16 protein-coding genes, 1 tRNA gene and 1 other RNA gene are annotated in these 17,683 nt (G+C 62.3%); 10 read left to right on the plus strand and 8 right to left on the minus strand.

Translation table 11 applies throughout. From position 1 onward, the window contains the following. Window positions 1-362 (plus strand): hypothetical protein (locus FJY68_03155; protein MBM3330835.1); only part of this gene is annotated, 362 nt, incomplete at its 5' end. A gap of 516 nt (window positions 363-878) precedes the next feature. Here FJY68_03155 and FJY68_03160 read toward each other — a convergent pair. Further along, window positions 879-1,172 (minus strand): hypothetical protein, encoded by a 294-nt coding sequence (locus FJY68_03160; GenBank protein MBM3330836.1) that lies wholly within the window; start codon window positions 1,170-1,172, stop codon window positions 879-881. Window positions 1,173-1,374: 202 nt separating this feature from the next. On the opposite strand from FJY68_03160, the gene metG reads away from it, so the two are divergent. The 3 genes from metG to rsmA all read left to right on the plus strand — a co-directional run bounded on the left by metG (window position 1,375) and on the right by rsmA (window position 5,229). Continuing rightward, window positions 1,375-3,456, plus strand: coding sequence for a methionine--tRNA ligase (gene metG / locus FJY68_03165; protein MBM3330837.1), 2,082 nt, complete (start codon window positions 1,375-1,377; stop codon window positions 3,454-3,456). Between the two features lie 105 nt (window positions 3,457-3,561). Further along, window positions 3,562-4,353: a TatD family deoxyribonuclease gene (locus tag FJY68_03170; GenBank protein MBM3330838.1), complete on the plus strand. Its 792-nt coding sequence runs from the start codon at window positions 3,562-3,564 to the stop codon at window positions 4,351-4,353. An 84-nt stretch (window positions 4,354-4,437) separates the two neighbouring features. Beyond that, window positions 4,438-5,229, plus strand: coding sequence for a ribosomal RNA small subunit methyltransferase A (gene rsmA, locus FJY68_03175; protein ID MBM3330839.1), 792 nt, complete (start codon window positions 4,438-4,440; stop codon window positions 5,227-5,229). Here rsmA and FJY68_03180 read toward each other — a convergent pair. From FJY68_03180 to FJY68_03205, 6 genes are all read right to left on the minus strand, one after another. Next, window positions 5,226-6,401 carry a glycosyltransferase family 4 protein gene (locus FJY68_03180; protein MBM3330840.1) on the minus strand — a complete coding sequence of 392 codons (1,176 nt, stop codon included), beginning with the start codon at window positions 6,399-6,401 and terminating at the stop codon, window positions 5,226-5,228. The two genes, rsmA and FJY68_03180, sit on opposite strands and share 4 nt — an antisense overlap. A gap of 112 nt (window positions 6,402-6,513) precedes the next feature. Further along, window positions 6,514-6,960 (minus strand): dUTP diphosphatase, encoded by a 447-nt coding sequence (locus tag FJY68_03185; GenBank protein MBM3330841.1) that lies wholly within the window; start codon window positions 6,958-6,960, stop codon window positions 6,514-6,516. Beyond that, complete coding sequence (locus FJY68_03190; protein MBM3330842.1) at window positions 6,942-7,826, minus strand: hypothetical protein; 885 nt, start codon at window positions 7,824-7,826, stop codon at window positions 6,942-6,944. The genes FJY68_03185 and FJY68_03190 overlap by 19 nt, the downstream gene beginning before the upstream one ends. Next, window positions 7,813-8,295 (minus strand): ribonuclease HI family protein, encoded by a 483-nt coding sequence (locus FJY68_03195; GenBank protein ID MBM3330843.1) that lies wholly within the window; start codon window positions 8,293-8,295, stop codon window positions 7,813-7,815. The genes FJY68_03190 and FJY68_03195 overlap by 14 nt, the downstream gene beginning before the upstream one ends. Continuing rightward, entirely contained in the window at window positions 8,253-8,960 is a 708-nt protein-coding gene (locus FJY68_03200; GenBank protein MBM3330844.1) for a hypothetical protein, read from the minus strand. Before FJY68_03200 ends, FJY68_03195 begins: the two co-directional genes overlap by 43 nt. 58 nt (window positions 8,961-9,018) lie before the next feature. Then, window positions 9,019-9,093 (minus strand) — tRNA-Val (locus tag FJY68_03205). Window positions 9,094-9,236: 143 nt separating this feature from the next. Here FJY68_03205 and FJY68_03210 point away from each other — a divergent pair. From FJY68_03210 to ssrA, 6 genes are all read left to right on the plus strand, one after another. Continuing rightward, window positions 9,237-10,088, plus strand: coding sequence for a 3-hydroxybutyryl-CoA dehydrogenase (locus tag FJY68_03210; protein ID MBM3330845.1), 852 nt, complete (start codon window positions 9,237-9,239; stop codon window positions 10,086-10,088). A 28-nt stretch (window positions 10,089-10,116) separates the two neighbouring features. Next, window positions 10,117-11,499 carry an exodeoxyribonuclease VII large subunit gene (xseA, locus tag FJY68_03215; protein MBM3330846.1) on the plus strand — a complete coding sequence of 461 codons (1,383 nt, stop codon included), beginning with the start codon at window positions 10,117-10,119 and terminating at the stop codon, window positions 11,497-11,499. Beyond that, window positions 11,500-11,751 carry an exodeoxyribonuclease VII small subunit gene (locus FJY68_03220; GenBank protein ID MBM3330847.1) on the plus strand — a complete coding sequence of 84 codons (252 nt, stop codon included), beginning with the start codon at window positions 11,500-11,502 and terminating at the stop codon, window positions 11,749-11,751. Window positions 11,752-11,950: 199 nt separating this feature from the next. Next, window positions 11,951-13,045 carry a DNA polymerase III subunit beta gene (dnaN, locus tag FJY68_03225; GenBank protein MBM3330848.1) on the plus strand — a complete coding sequence of 365 codons (1,095 nt, stop codon included), beginning with the start codon at window positions 11,951-11,953 and terminating at the stop codon, window positions 13,043-13,045. Between the two features lie 3 nt (window positions 13,046-13,048). Next, entirely contained in the window at window positions 13,049-14,965 is a 1,917-nt protein-coding gene (locus FJY68_03230; protein ID MBM3330849.1) for a DUF2207 domain-containing protein, read from the plus strand. Between the two features lie 187 nt (window positions 14,966-15,152). After that, window positions 15,153-15,504: a transfer-messenger RNA gene (gene ssrA / locus FJY68_03235) on the plus strand. Window positions 15,505-15,615: 111 nt separating this feature from the next. Here ssrA and FJY68_03240 read toward each other — a convergent pair. Continuing rightward, on the minus strand, window positions 15,616-16,692 hold the full coding sequence (locus FJY68_03240; protein ID MBM3330850.1) for a toll/interleukin-1 receptor domain-containing protein: 1,077 nt from the start codon (window positions 16,690-16,692) through the stop codon (window positions 15,616-15,618). Window positions 16,693-17,683: the final 991 nt, after the last annotated feature.

Genomic DNA, 17,683 nt, shown 5'->3' on the forward strand with positions numbered 1-17,683 from the left:
AGAGCTGGGGGAGGAACTTGCCAGAGAGCTGGGGAGAGAGTCTACCAGAGAGCGGGGGGAGGAGCCTACCGGAGAACGGGGGGAAGAGCTTACTAGAGAGCAGGGGGAGGAGCTTGCCGGAGAGTTGGGGAGAGAGTCTACCAGAGAGCTGGGGGGAGAGCCTACCGGAGAGCTGGGGGAAGCATCCCCCCAGGGGAGGAGTGGATAGCCCTCGTATTGCCCCCGTATGGCTTTTACCGCGATTCTGGACTAGGTATCCATCGGGATTGGGGCACTGCTGTATTCCGCCCGGGAGTCAGGCCGATAGCCGCAGTCGTTGGCCGGTTCGGCGGGCGGTAGGAACCTCGTACAGGGCCGGATGACCTCCCGGATGTCCGGGGATATGTCTACCCATATGACCTCAGGGATACCCCGAGGGTAGACCGGGGAGGACCGGGTAGGGTAGCCAGCCGGGGTACCCGCCCGGTAGCCCGTCGGGTAGCGGTCTGAGTAGCGGGTAGGGTGGCCCGGACAGCTCTTCTCCCTGTACCCCACGGTGGTGCCGACCGGTTTGCCCGCCGATATGGCCTGGGAGTAGACCTCGGGGTAGCTTGAGGGGCTGAATCCGGGATAGGGGGGAGATGCTTGAGGGCGGACTACCCCCCTACTACCCCCGGACGTGGAATGCGTGACTTACGCGATGTCATTTGGGCTAGAAACACCTGTTTAGGGGTCTGAAGGTCCTGTCTAGGCTGGTCGAGGGCCATTTGCAGCGGGTTAGAAGACCCACAACCTGTAGTATGGGCTGGGCGTCGGACCACAATTCTGCCGCCCACTCCTCGGCCCACGGGCCGCCTGGGGGGTAGCGGCGGCGGACTCAAGAAGTCAAAGACCAAAAGCTAGAAGTCAGAAGCCAGCGCGGCGAGCATCGAGTCGAGCAACGTCGCGAACAACCGCTGGAGCAACGACTGGCTCGACTTCGCGAAGAACGCGCGGTACAGCAGAGGATTCAGGTTGAGGTTGAGGTCAAGGTTGAGGTCGGGATGAAGCGAAGGACACAGCTCAAGATACAAGCGAGTACGCAACCGGCGATACTCCTGCCGATACTTCCCGACGTACTTCGACGGGTGCTTCGCGAGACTCAAGTGCGCGCAGCGCAGGTTCCAGATTAAACGCTCCGACGTGTTCAACATCGCGGCTCCGATCAGGCCGTAGCGCTGCCGCGGAAAGCGGGGACAGTCCCGCGGAGCGCCGACGTCGAACTTGGCGCGGTACAGTCCCCGTTTCCCGCACGTGCACCTGTCACCCCGTTGGGGCGAAAGCCGTCCTGCGGACTCGCTGCCGGACCCCGGCCGTGTCCTTGACTTGGCGTCCGGGCGATGTATCCTTTGCGCCTTGAAGATACTGGTGACGAGCGCGTTGCCATACGCCAACGGGGAACTCCACTTCGGACACCTCGCCGGTGCCTATCTGCCCGCCGACATCTTTGTTAAGTATCACCGCCTGAAGGGTTCGGACGTCGTCTACATCTGCGGCTCGGACGAGCACGGGGTGCCGATCACGATCGCGGCCCAGCAGGCGTGCGTTTCGCCCCAGGAAATCATCGATCAGTATCACCCGTCCATCAAGCGTTCGTTCGAGGAGTTCGGGATGGAGTTCGACAACTACTCCCGGACCTCGCTGCCCATCCATCACAAGACCGCGCAGGAATTCTTCCTAAACGTCTACCGGAAGGGCCTCCTGCAGCCGAAGACGACGCGCCAGCTCTATTGCCCGAAGGACCGGATGTTTCTTGCCGACCGGTACGTCGAAGGTACGTGCCCGAACTGCAAGTCCGAGGAGGCGAGAGGCGACCAGTGCGAGGCGTGCGGCCGCTGGATTGAGCCGTTCGATCTCGTCAACCCGCGCTGCAAGACCTGCGGTACCACGCCGGAGATACGCGAGACCACGCACTGGTTCTTCGCTCTCTCGAAGTACCAGGAGCGGTTGAAGGAGTGGGTCGCATCCAAGCCGGACATGAAGCCGAACGTGAAGCGTTTCTGCGAGGGTTGGTTCGAACGCGGGTTGCAGGACCGGGCGGTGACGCGCGATCTGACCTGGGGCGTGAAGGTGCCGCTGCCCGAGGGACAGGAGAAGGTGATGTACGTCTGGTTTGACGCGCCCATCGGCTACATCTCGTCCACCAAGGAATGGGCCGAGCGGATCGGCAGGCCGGACCGGTGGAAGGACTACTGGCACGACCCGGACACGAAGCTGGTCCATTTCATCGGCAAGGACAACATCGTTTTCCATGCGATTGTCTGGCCAGCGATGTTGATGGCGCACGAGGGGCTGGTGCTGCCCAAGGACATCCCGGCGAATGAGTTCCTGAACCTGGAAGGCGCCAAGCTCTCCACGTCGCGGAACTGGGCGGTGTGGCTGCCGGACTATCTGAAGCAGTTCCCGGCCGACCCGCTGCGCTATGCTCTGGCCGTGAACCTGCCTGAGAACCGGGACGTGGATTTCACCTGGCGCGACTTCCATGCGCGGAACAACAATGAGCTGGCCGACGTGCTCGGTAACTTCGTGAACCGGGTCGCGGTGTTCATCAAGAAGAACTACGGCGGCAGGGTGCCGGAGGCGTGCCCGGATGACGAGCAGAGTCTCGAGGTGCTCGCGGCAATTGCCGAGGCACCCGGCAAGCTCGGCCGGATGATCGAGGCCTACGAGATGAAGGATGCGGCGCGCGAGGTGATGACCCTGCCGGCGCTGGGCAACCGCTACTTCGACTACGAAGCGCCGTGGAAGACGTTCAAGTCCGACAGGGCGAAGTGCGACCGGACGATGAACGTCTGCATGCGGCTGGTTTCGTCGCTCGAGGTGCTGCTCTACCCGTTCCTGCCGTTCACGAGCCGGAAGATGGCGAAGCTGCTGTGGGGACACGACCGGGTCCAGAGTCCAGAATCCAGAATCCAGAGGCCGGAGCGCCGATGGGATGATGCCGCGAAGCCGGCGCTGCCGTCCGAGTTGGGTCCGGCTGAGATCCTGTTCAACAAGATTGAGGACTCGGCGATTGCGGTGCAGGTAGAAAAGCTCCAAGCCACAAGCCACAAGCCGCAAGCCGGGGCGGAAATTCCCAAGTCTCAAGTCCAAAGTCCAAAGTCGGAGGCGAGGACCGTGATTACCTACGACGATTTCAAGAAGCTGGAACTGAGGGTCGCGAAGATAGTGAGCGTGGAACCGGTGCCCGGCGCGACCAAGCTACTCAAGCTGCAGGTTGACCTTGGCAGCGAGCAGCGGCAGATTGTGGCCGGCATCGCGCTTGCCTACAAGCCGGAGGAGCTAGTCGGCAGGTCGATTGTGGTCGTTGCCAATCTGGCACCGGCCGTGATTCGCGGGGTCGAGTCGAACGGCATGCTGCTCGCCGCCACCGGTCCTGCCGGACTGGCCATCGTAACACCCGAACGTGAAACCGCCCCCGGTTCGACGGTGTCATGATGTCAGTGAGTCGCAAAGAGATAGAGGGACAAAGGGATAGAGTGTCGGACTGCGGGCACTTGATTCCTCGATCCCATTGTCCCTTGAGTCTTTCTCTCTAGCCCCATGTCGCGCCGGTCCAAGGAGAACCCCGAAGGTCTGAAGATGTTCGATTCGCACTGCCATCTGACCGACGCCCAGTTCGGGGCGGACTTGGCGATGGTGCTCAAACGGGCGCACAGCGCCGGCGTCCGATACATGATGACCGCGAGTCAGAGCGTGCCGGATAGCCGGCAGGTCGTGGCCCTTAGCCGCCATCGCGAAGGAGTCTACTGCGCCGTGGGTGTGCATCCGCACGATTCCGACCAGTTCCGCAGCTGGGACGTGCAGGCGCTCAAGGATATGTGCATTGAGTCCAAAGTGAAAGCAATCGGCGAGATCGGGCTCGATTTCTTCCGCGGCATCTCGTCGCGCGGCAACCAGGAGACGGCTTTTCACGCCCAGGTAGAACTCGCCAGGATGCTGGCGATGCCGATGATCATCCACATCCGCGACGCGGCCAGCCGGGCTCGCAGCATAGTCGACGAACACGGGTACTATGCCGGAGTGTTGCACTGCTTCTCCGCCGACAAGAAGTTGGCGGAGTGGGCGGCGGAGAAGGGCCTGTTCGTCTCCTTTTCCGGCAACATAACCTACGGCGAGGAACGCCTGGAGGATATCGTCAGGGCAATTCCCCGTGACCTCTTGATGGTCGAGACCGATGCACCATTTCTCGCGCCGGCACCCAGCCGCGGGCAGCGTAACGAGCCGGCGATGATCCGGCTGACAGTGGAGAAGCTGGCGCAGTTGGTCGGCATCACTCCGGTCGAGGCCGCGGACTTGACCCGCGAGAACGCCCTGCGCTGCTTCCGCATCTGACATGAACGGGTTCAAGGGTCAAAGGGTTCAGGGGTTCGAGTTTGCGGCCAGAACCCTGGAACCCCAGACCCCCGGAACCCGTCTCTGAGACACCTCCGTCCCCGCCGCGGGCTAGGCCAGTCTTTTCTTACCCACGAGCCGGTGGCCGATGCGCTGGTCGAGGCGCTGAGTCCGGGCCCGAGCGACACCGTGCTCGAGGTCGGACCAGGCAAGGGAATACTGACCAGGCGGCTCGTGGACTTGGCCGGCCGGGTGGTCGCGGTGGAGATCGACGACCGGCTGGCAGAGGGACTGCGGGTTGAACTGGGTGGACGCGGGAACCTGGAAGTGGTCCATGCCGACTTCATGAGTTTCGACCTGGGACCGTACCGGCATCTGAAGGTGCTGGGCAACCTGCCATACAACCTCTCTTCTCAGATACTCTTCAAGCTGCTGGAATCTCTGGATGTGTGGGACGTTGCGGTGCTCACGACCCAACGGGAGTTTGCGTACCGGGTCGTCGCCTTGCCTGGGTCCAAGGCATATGGCGCTCTCTCGGTCTTCTTCGACCGCCTGACTTTCCGGGAACGACTATTCAACATCGAGCCGGAGAGCTTCAAGCCGAGACCGGATGTCGTGTCAACGTCGTTCCGTCTGAGACGCCGCGAGCAGCCGCTCTACCCGGTTCCCGATGAAGCGTCGTTCCGTCGCGTGGTCAAGGTCTGTTTTGCCCAGCGACGTAAGACGATTGCTAACAACCTGGTGGCGGGGTTGGAGCTGACAAGGGAAGCGGTTGTCGCGCACCTGGAGCAGGCGGGAATCGAACCGTCAGCCCGCGCGGAAACCCTGGGCGGCGAGCAGTTCAGGGAACTCGCAGAGGCACTTGCAGGCGGCTAGACCGGGCGAGTCTTCAACAGTTCCTGGTAGAACTCGAGGGTCCGCTGCGCTATCTTGGGCCAGGCATATTCCTGCGCGCGCCTGAGCCCGGCGTCAGTCAGCGCCCGGCGCTGAGTCTCGTCGGTCAGGACACGGATGAGAGCCGCGGCCAGGGCATCGGCGTCGCCGGGAGGAACCAGGATGCCGTCAACCCCGTCCCGCACCGTTTCGTCATATCCGGGGATCCGCGAGGCGACTACCGGTGTGCCGCTGGCCATTGCCTCGAGGAGGACGATGCCGAGGGTCTCTCCGCCCAGACCCGGTGCGCAGTAGACGTCACAGTTCGCGTAGTGACGCGGCAGTTCCTCGGGATGTGCGACGCCGAGGAAGTCGACCGAAGCCGCAATCCCAAGCTCTCCGCAAATCCGGCGGGCACGTGGTTCCACTGGACCACGACCCACTACCGCCAATCTGACGCCCGGAATCGATTTGAGTACCCTCGGCAGTGCCCGCAGCAGAGTCTCGATGCCTTTTCGTGCGTCGAGGCGGCCGAGGAACAGGATGGTGGGAGAAGCGGGATTCCGGTGTCCAGGGGTTCCAGGGCTCAGGGCCGGACGGAACCGGTTGAGGTCGATCCCGCAAGGGATGATGCGGAATTCGCCTGGAACGTAGGGCTCGGCGGCTTCCCGCGCCCGCTGGGAGATGGCGATGCGACCGTGTATCTTGGCGAGCTGCTGCCTGAACAGGAACCGGAAAGTGCTTGCCCCCGTGGTCTGGATCTTGAAGCCGGCGGTGAGGAACGTGATCAGGTTCACCGACCGGCTGTGCCGAATCGCCCAGTAGGAGATCTCCGGCCAGAACAGCCCGTGGCAGTGAACCACGTCGAATCCGCCCTCAGCCAGGAAGCGCCTTACCTCTCCGGGCATCCTGAGGCCGACCGGCACAGTCGCATATGAGCGGTTCATCGGGATGAGCATTGCCCGGCCGAATCGGGTCACCGGCAAGGAAGTCTGGCAGTCGCCGAATCCGGAGAAAGTGGTCGTCAGGATGTTCACATCCTGGACAAGGTCGCGCAGCCCCTCTGCCAGGTGGTGGACGTGTTCGCTTACGCCCGAAGGGTAGGGACGGTAGGCGGCCGATACGAGGCAGATACGCAGCCTGTCCTTTGTCCCTCGTCCCTTGTCCTGAGTCACGGTTGGCCAATCTCAAGTCTGCAACCTGAAGTCTGCAATCTCTTGAGAGACAGGTCAAGGCTGAGGTTGAGGCTAAGACAGGACATGAGTCCTTCCAACCTCCACCTTGACATCAACCTCGTTCTCCTGTGTGGCCGAAGCCCCCGGGCCCCCGGCGGGTCTCGGAGAGCGAATCGGTCTCGATCAGCTCGACATCGGTCAACGTCGCGAAGACGAGCTGAGCGATGCGGTCACCACGGCGTACCCCGTAGTTCCGGTCGGATGCGTTGAAGAGAATCACCCGGATTTCTCCTCGGTAGTCAGAGTCAATGGTGCCCGGGCTGTTCAGTATCCCTATGCCATGCTTCGCGGCCAGACCGGACCTCGGTCTCACTTGAGCTTCCGTACTCTCCGGCAGCTCTAGGGAGAGACCTGTTCCGATCGAGCCGAACCCGTGTGCCGGTATCACCATGTCCTCGGCGGCACAAAGGTCGAAGCCGGCCGAGCCCGTGGTGTGGCGGCAGGGGAGAGGGGCATCGACCAGACGCTTGAACTTGACTTTCACGGTTGCGTCTTCCACCCGGCCTTGAACACCAGCCATTGGTCGGGAAATCTGCGAATCAGGTCGTTGATCTCGGAGGCTATCAGGCCCGTGAACGCCTTGACATCTGCATTCGTGTCTCCGGTCGGAGCGAACTCCACCGACTTGTACTCCATGCGATAGGGCCGGCGGCCGGGTTCGTGCTGGAACATCATTCCGGCAATGATCACGGGGCTTCCAAAGCGCAGCGAGTAGGCTGCCGCGCCCTTGGGGTAGTGACGGTACGCGTCGAAGGCCGGACAGAGCAGGCCGTTGCCAGTCAGGTCGCGGTCGGAGACGAGGGCAAGCATGCGACCCTGGCGCAAGGATTCCAGCATGGCTTTCCGATCCTGAATGGGTATCGTTTCCATCGCCGTTGCTCCGCGGTAGCGATTGTAGGTCCTGGCCCAACCACGCGGTACCGGCTCAATCACCGCGGACATCGGATACCCACGAGCTGCCATGTAGACACCGGCGAGATCGTAGTTGCCGAAGTGGCCCGTGACAACCACAATGCCTCGCTTCTTTGACAGCTCATTGTCCACCCCGGACGTGTCCATCTCGACCAAGTCCAGAACTCGACGTTTCATTACCGGCACGCGCATCAGGTCCAGGACGTTGAGGACGTAGTGAAGGAAGAGGCGCCTGGCCGTTGCGCGAAGTTCAGACTCGGAAGTGCCGGGGCCGAGAATGTGGCGGCAGTTTTCTATGAAACGCTCACGGCCTTTGTGGTTGAAGCGGTACGTGAGAGATGCTGTGACGCGCGCAATCCTTACGACTACCCAGCGCGGCAGCATAAATTGGACAAGGGTGCCAAGCGGCATCAGCCAGGTGACGGCTGCCTGGCGTTCTCTATGTCCGGCCATGTCCCGGGCGATTGTCGGCCGCCTGAGCAGCAGCCTTGGCCAGCCTGTCGGTCTCTTTGTTCTGCTCGCGGCGAACCAGTTGTATGCTGACGTTGGGCAGCTGCAACACGATCTCCCGTGCCCTGGAGTGCAGCTGTCTCAGTTCCGGATTCTTCACCTTGTACCTGCCGGCCATCTGGAAGTAGACGAGTTCGGAATCGGTTCGGATTATCACCGATCCAGTGCCTAGTTCGCTGCTCTCACTGAGGGCGCAGAGCAGACCCTCGTATTCGGCCTGATTGTTGGTGCGGATACCGATGAAGCGGCTGATTTCCTTGAGCACGGTGCCGTCCGGGCGGGTGATGCGCACGCCGATTCCCGCCGGACCCGGATTGCCGAGTGATGAGCCGTCGATCTGGACCAGGAACCCGGCGAGCTTCGGGTCGACTATTCCTGGGCGACGATCAGAATCCGGCCGCAGGCTTCGCAAAGGTAGAGATGGTCCTGGCGGTCAACTTCCAGTATGCGCTGGGCCGGAATCGGGCTCAAACAGCCGCTGCACCGTTCCTTCCGGACCGTGGCGACGGCGATTCCCCCTTTGCTGGCGCGGACCCGCTCGTAGCGTTTCAGCAGTTCGGGCGGTATCGCAGCGATGGTTGTCTCGCGCTGCTGCTTGCGCTCGGCGATGGCGGCCTCGAGTTCCTTCGTCTCGCTCTCAAGCATCTCGACCTTGCGGGTGGTCTCGACGTCGAGGTCGGCGCTCTGCTTCTCGTTCTCCTTGACCTTGCGGTCGAGTGCCTCCGTCTCCTCCATCAGCACGATCATCCGGTCCTCGATGCCGTTCTTGAGCCGCTTCTGGCCTTCGATTTCCTTCAGGAAGGCTTTGTATTGCTCGTTCGTCTTGGCCGAGTAGAGCTGTACCGAATAGCCGGCGACCTTTTCCTCCGCGCTCTTGAGCTCGACTTCGCTGAGCTTGTAATGCTTCTTGTGATCGATGATGTCGGTCCTGGCCTGGTCCAGCTCGGCCTTGATTGCGGCGGCCGCCTTCTTCAGGTCGTTCACGCGTGCGGGAATCTGGCTAAGCTTCTCGGTCAGGGTGCGGAGTTCGGTGTCGAGTTGCTGCAGGGACCAGAGAAGCTCGAAGGACTGCTTCACCGCCGGCCCCTAAAAAGAGAGCGGGGCGTGAAGGCTGTTGCCGTCACACCCCGGTGGATGGGCGATACCTGACTTGAACAGGTGACCTCTTGCGTGTCGAGCAAGCGCTCTAGCCAAGCTGAGCTAATCGCCCGGTTGCCATGGAGCATGCTCACGTGGACTGACTATATTGATACTATGTCCGTATGTCAAGGTCGCGCAGGCGCAGCCGTGCGGCTTGACACCGGGTCGGTTTCATATATTTTAGCTTCGAGACCGAACCCACAAGGAGCAAGAATGAACCGGAAGATCGGAGTTGTCGGTGCCGGCACGATGGGCAACGGCATCGCCCAGGTGTTCGCCACGGCCGGGTACGACGTCACCCTCAACGACATAGACCAGAAGTTTGTAGACCGCGGCATCGGTGCGGTGAAGAAGTCGCTGGCCAGGATGGTAGAGAAGGCCAAGCTGACCCAGGAGGCGGCTGACGCAGTCATGTCCCGTATCAAGCCGAGTCTGGAACTCGGTGACCTCAAGGACTGCGGGCTTGTGGTTGAGGCAGCGACCGAGAACCAGAAGCTCAAGTGCGAGCTGTTCGGCAAGCTGGACAGCCTGTGCGGGCCGGACACGGTTCTCGCGACCAATACCTCGACGATATCGGTTACGGCCATCGCCGGGGTCACGAAGCGGCCGGGCAAGGTTGTCGGGATGCACTTCATGAACCCGGTGCCGTTGATGCAGCTAGTTGAGGTCGTGCGCGGCCTCGGAACTCTGCCCGAAGTGACCGATGCTGTCGTAGCGATGTCCCGGGAACTGGGCAAGACCCCGGTCGTGGTCAACGATTCACCCGGTTTCGTGTCAAACCGCGTGCTGCTCCCGATGATAAACGAGGCGATATTCTGTCTCGAAACCGGGGTGGCCGACAAGGAGGCCGTCGACACCGTGATGAAGCTGGGCATGAACCACCCGATTGGCCCACTGGCACTGGCCGACCTCATCGGTTTGGACGTGTGCCTTGCCATCATGAACGTTCTGCACAACGACCTCGGCGACTCCAAGTACCGTCCCTGCCCGCTCCTGAAGCGGATGGTCGCGGCCGGCCATCTCGGGCGCAAGACGGGCAGAGGGTTCTACGAGTATCAGAAGTAGGTCAGGGGTCTAGGAGTCGAGGATTCCAGTGGCCGGAGCACTCGACCCCTTGAATCCCGGACCCCTTGAATCCACGCCGGGCCGTCGCGTCCTGTCCGTATCCCAGGTCAACAAGCTGGTTGCCGGGATGCTGGGGGAGCACTTCTCCGATGTCTGGATTGAGGGAGAGATCTCCAACTTCCGGGCCTATGCATCCGGGCATCGCTACTTCGCTCTGAAGGACGAAGGTTCGCAGCTGCAAGCAGTCTGCTTCCGCCACTCGGCCCAGCGGCTGAAGTTCGAGCTCGAGGACGGCCTGCAGGTGGTCGCTCACGGCCGACTTGAAGTCTACCAGCCGACCGGCAAGTACCAGGTCATTCTGGACGTGATCGAACCCAAAGGCCTCGGCGCTCTGCAGAAGGCGTTCGAGCAGCTCAAGCGGAAGTTGGAGAAGGAAGGGCTGTTCGCTGCCGAGCGGAAGCGGCCGCTCCCCTCGCTTCCGCGTACGGTCGGCATAGTCACCTCGCCGTCCGGCGCGGCAATACACGACATGCTGAAGACGTTGCGGCTGCACAAGGCGCAGGTGAAGGTCGTGCTGTTTCCGGCACAGGTGCAGGGCGAAGGGGCGGCCGAGCAGATCGCCGAGGGCGTGGCAACCTTGTGCGCCCGACCCGACGTCGACGTCATCATCGTCGGCCGGGGCGGAGGATCGATCGAGGACCTCTGGTCGTTCAACGAGGAGGCAGTGGCGCGGGCAATCGCCGCCTCACGCGTGCCCGTGATTTCGGGGGTCGGACACGAAACCGATTTCACTATTGCCGATTTTGTGGCAGATGTCCGGGCGGCAACTCCGACCGCGGCTGCGCAGCTCGTGGCCAGGCCCTGGGAGGAGCTAGAGACCCGGCTGAGTGATACTGCGGGGAAGCTGCTTGAAGCGGTCGAGCAGCTCCTGTTCGAGAAGCAGCAGGCGGTCGATGAGTTGACCCGTCACCGGGCATTCGAACTCGTGGCCGCGGATCTTGCCAACCTCGGACACAGGGTCGAAAGGATGGCAAGCGCTGCTGAAGGAGCCGCACGCGCGAGCCTGAGAGACGCGGTAACTGTCCTGACCGTGCTGGATCGGAGTCTGAACAGCCTGAATCCAGTAGCGCGGATTCTGCGCCAGAAGGTTGCGCTGCAGGCCCTGGTCGCACGACTGGAGAAGCCGACGCTGGCGTTCCTGTTCCGGCAGAACGTCCGGCTCGGTCAGGCCGGCGCCAGGCTGGATGCGCTTAGTCCGCTGGCGAGCCTCGGGCGGGGCTACTCGATCTGCCTCAAGCCCGACGGCTCGATTGTCAGCCGCATCGGTGAGGTTGAGGTCGGTGAAGGCGTTCATTTGAGAGTGTCCGATGGCGCAATTGACTGCCGGGTGGAACGAACAGGAGAGAACTAGATGGCGAAGAATGAGAAGCCGACCGAGGGGATTGACTTCGAGAAGTCGCTGGCCGAGCTTGAGGGTATCGTGAAGCAACTCGAGGCCGGCAACCTGGCGCTGGACAAGTCGCTCGCGCTGTTCGAGCGCGGGGTGCAGCTGGCCAGGGCCTGCAAGGAGAAGCTGGCCGAGGCCGAGCTCAAAGTCAGCCAGTTGGTCAAGGACAAGCAGGGCATCTTCTCGGAGGAGACGTTCAAGGAAGAGCGAGATTGAGGCTCGTCCCTGGGTCCGACCCAGGACACTGCCACCAAGACACAAAGAGGGTGGAGAAGGAAACCGGCTCTGCCTGCCTGGTGTTCTTGGTGTCTTTGTGGTTCAATATCGGGTTTCGGGCTCTGGACTGAGCTTGACTCCGGGTTGGAATCGGGTAGAAGTATAGCCAGTAACACGCCTTGCTGGCAAAGGAGACACGATGCGCTGTGAGATTGACCGCGGCATTTTTGCAGAATTGCTCGCAGGCGTAACCAACGCGCTGCCGAGCAAGTCTGCCTATCCGGTTCTTAGCAACATCACGCTTGATGTGAACAACGGCAAGCTGGCGCTCGCCGGGACGGACCTCGACACCTACGTGCGCCGTACGTTCACGCTCGATGGTCAGTCGGAAAATGGCACGGTCGTCGTGTTGGGCCGTAAGCTGGCCGAAATCGTCCGCGAAATCAGCGCACCAACCATCAAGCTGTTCAGCAAGGAACGTAGCCTCAGTCTTGAGGCCGGGCGCGTGAGAGCTTCGCTCGTCAGTCTCGAACCGTCTGAGTTTCCGGAAGTCCCGAAGCTGCCGGAGGGCGTGACCATGGAGTTTCCACTCTCGACCTGGTTCGAGATGTTCGAAACGGTCTCGTTCGCGGCTTCCAAGGATGAGTCCCGGCCGGCCATGACCGGCGTCAATTGGGAGGTGTCCAAAACCGAGACCCGCATGGTCGGCACCGACGGTCACCGTCTGGCCTACGTTTGCCGCAAGGGCAAGTTCGCCGGCAAGCTTAAGGTGGTCGTATCGCCCAAAGTGTTTCCCCTGTTCCCTCGCGGAGAGGAGACGCTCACCGTGCATATGGACCCGGCGAAGGTCGGGTTTGTCTTCCAGAACGCCACCGTCATAACCCGGCAGATCGAGGGGCCGTATCCCGACTACGAACGCGTCATACCCAAGGGATATCCGGCCCGGGCCGTCATCGAACACGAGGTGTTCTCGGCTTCCTTGCGTCGCGCTGCCGTGTTCGCGCACCCGGTCGGCCGGCTGGTCGCTCTCGATTTCTCCAAGAACAAGCTCGGGCTCAAGGCTGAGACTCCGGACGTGGGGCGCAGCGAGGAAGAAGCCGAATGCAGCTATACGGGTGAGCCGGTGCGCATCGGGTTCAACGCCAGCTACATGTTGGAGATACTTCGCCGACTTCAGTCGGAGAAGGTGGCCATTGAGCTCTCGAATCCACTTTCCGCGGGGCTGTTCAAACCCGTCGACGAGAAGCCGGATACCGAGCAGACGTTCCTGTTGATGCCGATTCGGCTCGACTAGTCGGTGGAGGCGCCCGTCCGAGGTGAGCGCCTCGAGGTCCGGCTGCGCGACCGGATGCTACGAGCCTGGCCGTCATCTGACCAGAGAACCATGGCGGTGAAGCGCAAGGTGCGTTTTGTTCTTGGCGGCATCTTGGCCATTCTGCCGCTGCTGGCCGCGGCGAAGTCCTACTACTACCCTGAGATATCAACCGATGTGATGCTGCAGGCCGACGGCAGCGCGCGAATCGTCCAGGAGCGGACCTACGAGTTCGACGGCCGCTTCTCCTGGGCGGACCTCGATCTCAGAAAGCAGGGAGCTGCCGACATCCGCCTCAACCGACTGGCGCTTAAGACCAGCGCCGGCTGGCAGGACCTGACGCCGGAGCAGGGCAACAGCGACCGGTCGCTCTACCTGCGCTGGGGGTACTCGGCCGAGGACGAGCAGCGGACGTTCCTGATCGACTACACGATCCTGGGTGCGGTCAAGCGCTACGAGGACGTGGCCGAATTCTACTGGAAGGTGATCGAAGACGAGCACCAGCCCGTAAGCCGGATCTCGGTCAGGATCATCCTGCCTGGTCAATCACCTGACCTGTTCAAGATTTACGTCCATGCCGTTGCACGACCGGGAACCCTTCACTTCGCGGGCACGTTCGACACCGCGTACATCAATCAGACCGGAATCCCGCGGAACGCGTTCGTCGAGGTGCGGGCGCTAGCCAGCCCGGGCCTGTACCCTCAGGCTGCGCAAATCCCGCAGAGGAGATATGAGCAGATACTGGCGGAGGAGAAGCAGAACTTCCTGACAGCCACTTTCCGTAGCCACTTCTTCATTCCGCTGGGGCTGTTCCTCATCCTGGTGCCAGCGGTTCTGCTCATCATCTTCTACCGGAAGTTCGGACGAGAGCCGAAGCTCGACTACGAGGCCATGTACGAGCACGAACCGCCGCGCAAGGCGCCGCCCTTCGTCGTACCCCTCATACTGCACCAGAGACCGGACAAGTCCGGGATGACCCAGGAGTTGTTCCGCGGCCTCATGGCTGCCCTGCTCGGCCTGGCCAGGCAGGGCGTAGTCTCCGTGCACGAGGTCAAAGAGGGACGCAAGATCAAGTATGAGTTCAGGCTGGACAAACCCGACAAGTTGGCGGCGTCGGGTGAGTTCGACCGGATGGCGGTCGAATACCTGTTCGGCAAGTTCGGAGGTGGCGGCAACGTCCTGACCGAGGAGATGATCAAGAGCTACGGCAGGACGCATCCCAGCAGCGTCCGGGAGATGGTGTCCAGCCTCTATTCGGCCGGCATTGGATGGTGGCCCGCACAGCTCGGGGTCGAGTTCACCGAGGCTGCCAGCCGCCGGGCCTACTCAACATACTGCGGGCTCGCCGCGCTCTGCTTCATCCCCGGTGCGTGGCTGCTGCTCGGCGGACTTGCGGCAATCGCTCCTGAGTCGGCGGCCGCGAGGATCCCGCTCACCGTCGTCGCGGCTGTCCTCTGCGGGGCGGTCTACTTTCTGACCGGTCGCGTCATCACTCGCTGGGATCCGATTGCCTACCTTGAGCACAAGCGCTGGCGGAGCTTCCGCAAGTTCCTCAAGGACTTTTCGGCGATCGAGCAGGCGCCGGTCAATCTGCTCGCCATCTGGGAGGAGTACTACGTCTACGCGGTTGCGCTGGGTGTGGCCGCCGAGTTCCTCAAGCATGTCACCAGACTGGCCGAGCAACGCGGAACCGGCCTTGCCCTGCCGGTATGGTACATCGGCGCAAGCGGCATGCCGGGCGGCTCGCTTGCCTCGCTGAGCGATGGTCTGGGCGGGTTCGGCGCCTTTGCCTCCAACATGAGCAGCATGATGTCGTCCTTCTCTACCGCCTCGTCCTCCGGCGGCGGTTTCTCCGGTGGCGGTGGTGGTGGCGGCGGCGGCGGCAGTTCCGGCGCGGGCTAGCACGGCTCGGGCACCCACCACAAAGACACAAAGGCACAAAGCCGGTTTCCGGTCCTTTCCTGATCCGGTCTCTCCGGGTTCATCCTTTCCTCTTCGTGTCTTGGTGCCTTGGTGGTTGACTCCTATTCGATTCCGGTATACAATTGTCCGACAATCTGGAGTCCGCACGGTCTTTCAGACTCAGGTCGGGGGCGATTGGCTTCGACGGAGTGCCTGAGGGGCCAGAGTGCATGGCGAGGTTCCTCGGTTACCTCGTAAATCCCGACCGGGGAAACACAGCTGCCAATAACAGCTACGCACTGGCTGCCTAACTAAGGGAGCCCCTTGACCCGCGACCTCACCCGGCGCGAAGTCAGGGTATAAAAGGGTGATCTGGGTTCCGGTTGTGTCTCAGGGCCGGAACCCGAGAATCTCTGGGGCTGGGTTCACCGCGCCTGTCGGTCGGCTAACGGTGAACCGAGACACATCGACTGACTAACCATGTAGGTCGCTGGCGCCGAACTCTTCGGACGCGGGTTCAATTCCCGCCGCCTCCATATCGGTAATGGGCGGCTGCCGCTGAGGCGCCGCCCGTTAAGTTGGTAGGTTGGGCGTCAGGGGCTGGGGGCTAGGGACTAGGGACCGTGGCCCGGGGACGATTCGGGACGGGGCTACTCCTGAGAGACGACGCCGTACGCCTCGTCGACCGCTCGTTTGATGCCTTCAAACGTGAAGGACAGGGCGCACGTCGGGTACATCTCCGACAGCACTTCGGGAGCGACGTGGTCCCGGTCTATCCTGACTACAATCAAACGTTTGTCCAGTTCGATAGCCTGCTTCAGTTCCCATTCTGTCCAGGCGCTCGAGCTGGACTTCTCGCCAATCACGCAGAGGAACGCAGTCGCCGCCTTGATCTTCTCGGCTATCACGTGTTTGAGCGGTTCGGCCTGGTCGCTGTCTGGTGAGTAGATCATGGGCTGGTCATTCACACTGAGGCGGGGAAAGTCGGGGCTCTTTCCCCAGGTCAACAGGACGTCCCTGTAGTAGCCGTCGTTCTCGTACTCGTATGAGACATAGACCAGCTTCGTCCCGGCCTTCTTCTCAGTGGCGGGCTGCGGCCGGCGAATCGCGTGGGGCAGCTTGAAGTCAGCTATGGCCCGTTTTTCGGGCCTCGGACTGGTACGTTGTTGGAGAACGGCCTTGAGGTCCTCGTAGCCCTGCTGCCAGCCACGGCCGTAGAAATCTACGTAGGATTGCGATGCCAGGTAGTCCGGCAGTGGGGTGCTGTCGATTCTCGCCGGAAGTACCCTGACCCGGCGGCCGTTGAAGTCTCTGGCCGTGACCGTCTTGAGTTCCTGCTGGACCCAGCGCCACCTGAGCGAAGCCACGGAAACCAGCGGGACGACGAAGTCTACGGGCCGAACCGCGTGGGATATCCGGCTCACGAGGAGTACCCCTGCGGACATGTCCACTTCGTCAACCAAGGGACTCACGCCGTCGCGACGCAGCGTTCCAGCCAGCTTGCGGGCGAACTGGTTGTCCGCGTAGTTGTACGGAATGACCACGTGAGGCTGGCTGCCTCCCGACGGGCTTTGATTCGAACCGTTCACGCTCACTACCGCCTCCCTGCAAAGGCGCCAATCAGCCGCGTGAGGTCTGTTCGGGTCCGGGCCGGCGCATCGGGGGCCTCGGGCAGCGTAAGGGCCGCCTACCGATGAACTTCGGCTGCGGGCCGCCTCACTCGCCACATCGTAGCCGACCCGGTCTGGATGTCAAGCGGGTGAGTAGAGGCCGCAGCGGCGGTCGCCAGTTTCTCTCAGCTCGGGATAGGGTGACCGGCGGGCAGCCGCCCGTGCCGGCTCAACTCAGGTTGCGGAAGAGACGGTCCCCGCGGTCCCGCCAGAGTATCGCTGACCTCCGCGGGCTCGTCTAGCGCGTAGATGTGCGAACCATCATGCGTTGCCGGCGAGTCTCGCGCCGATCGCGGCAGACACTACGCTGCGCCTGCAGGCTGGCGAAGTACGCCGGCCGTCAATCCTGGTGCACGCGATGCGAGTCGGCAGTCAAGACCACCACAAGCCAGGCGTCCAGTACCGGGAGCCAATACCTCGCGAGCCCGGACGCGGTCCGGCCTTTGTCACGGCACAATGCTGTCTTGCTGGCTAGACGGTCATCCGATCGCCAGCATGAGATAGCTCAGCACCATGCCCACGGCTGCCAACAGCAGCCAATTGATGCTGTTCTTCATAGTATTTGTTCCTCACCGCTACCTGCCGGCCGGGCAGGGGCAGCAAGATGCTGTCCCTGCCCGGTAGGCAGTTGTCAACACTCTCGGACCGGGCGATGTTAGTTGCCGGAGCTCAGCTACCGCCCACCGGAGATGGGCTCGAAGCGCCGCACCGGCCAACGAGTACCGACGGCGCTTCCCGTTGGTGCTCGGCTCTCGACGAATGGCCTCCATCCGAACGTGCGGCACTCCAAGGGAACCTTGCCCAAGGTTCCCCTGCAGACCGGCAAACAGCCTTCCGAACCCATGCGTTCGCAAGCTGTCGCACTCGGAACTGCGCGGAGGTGCAGTCGCAGCCCCGTTTGCCAGTCGCCCCTGCGACTGACGGTTTCCTGCCGCCGGGTTGGAGCCAAGGCAATCAGCTTCACCGGCATCGGCCACGAACTTCCCGTGACAATCGTTCCGGCGGCGCGCTCTGGCCTCGCGTATGAGGCTGGCTCGCTCCAGCTTCG

Source organism: candidate division WOR-3 bacterium (genome assembly GCA_016867815.1).
Taxonomy (GTDB): domain Bacteria; phylum Hydrothermota; class Tepidihabitantia; order Tepidihabitantales; family Tepidihabitantaceae; genus UBA2258.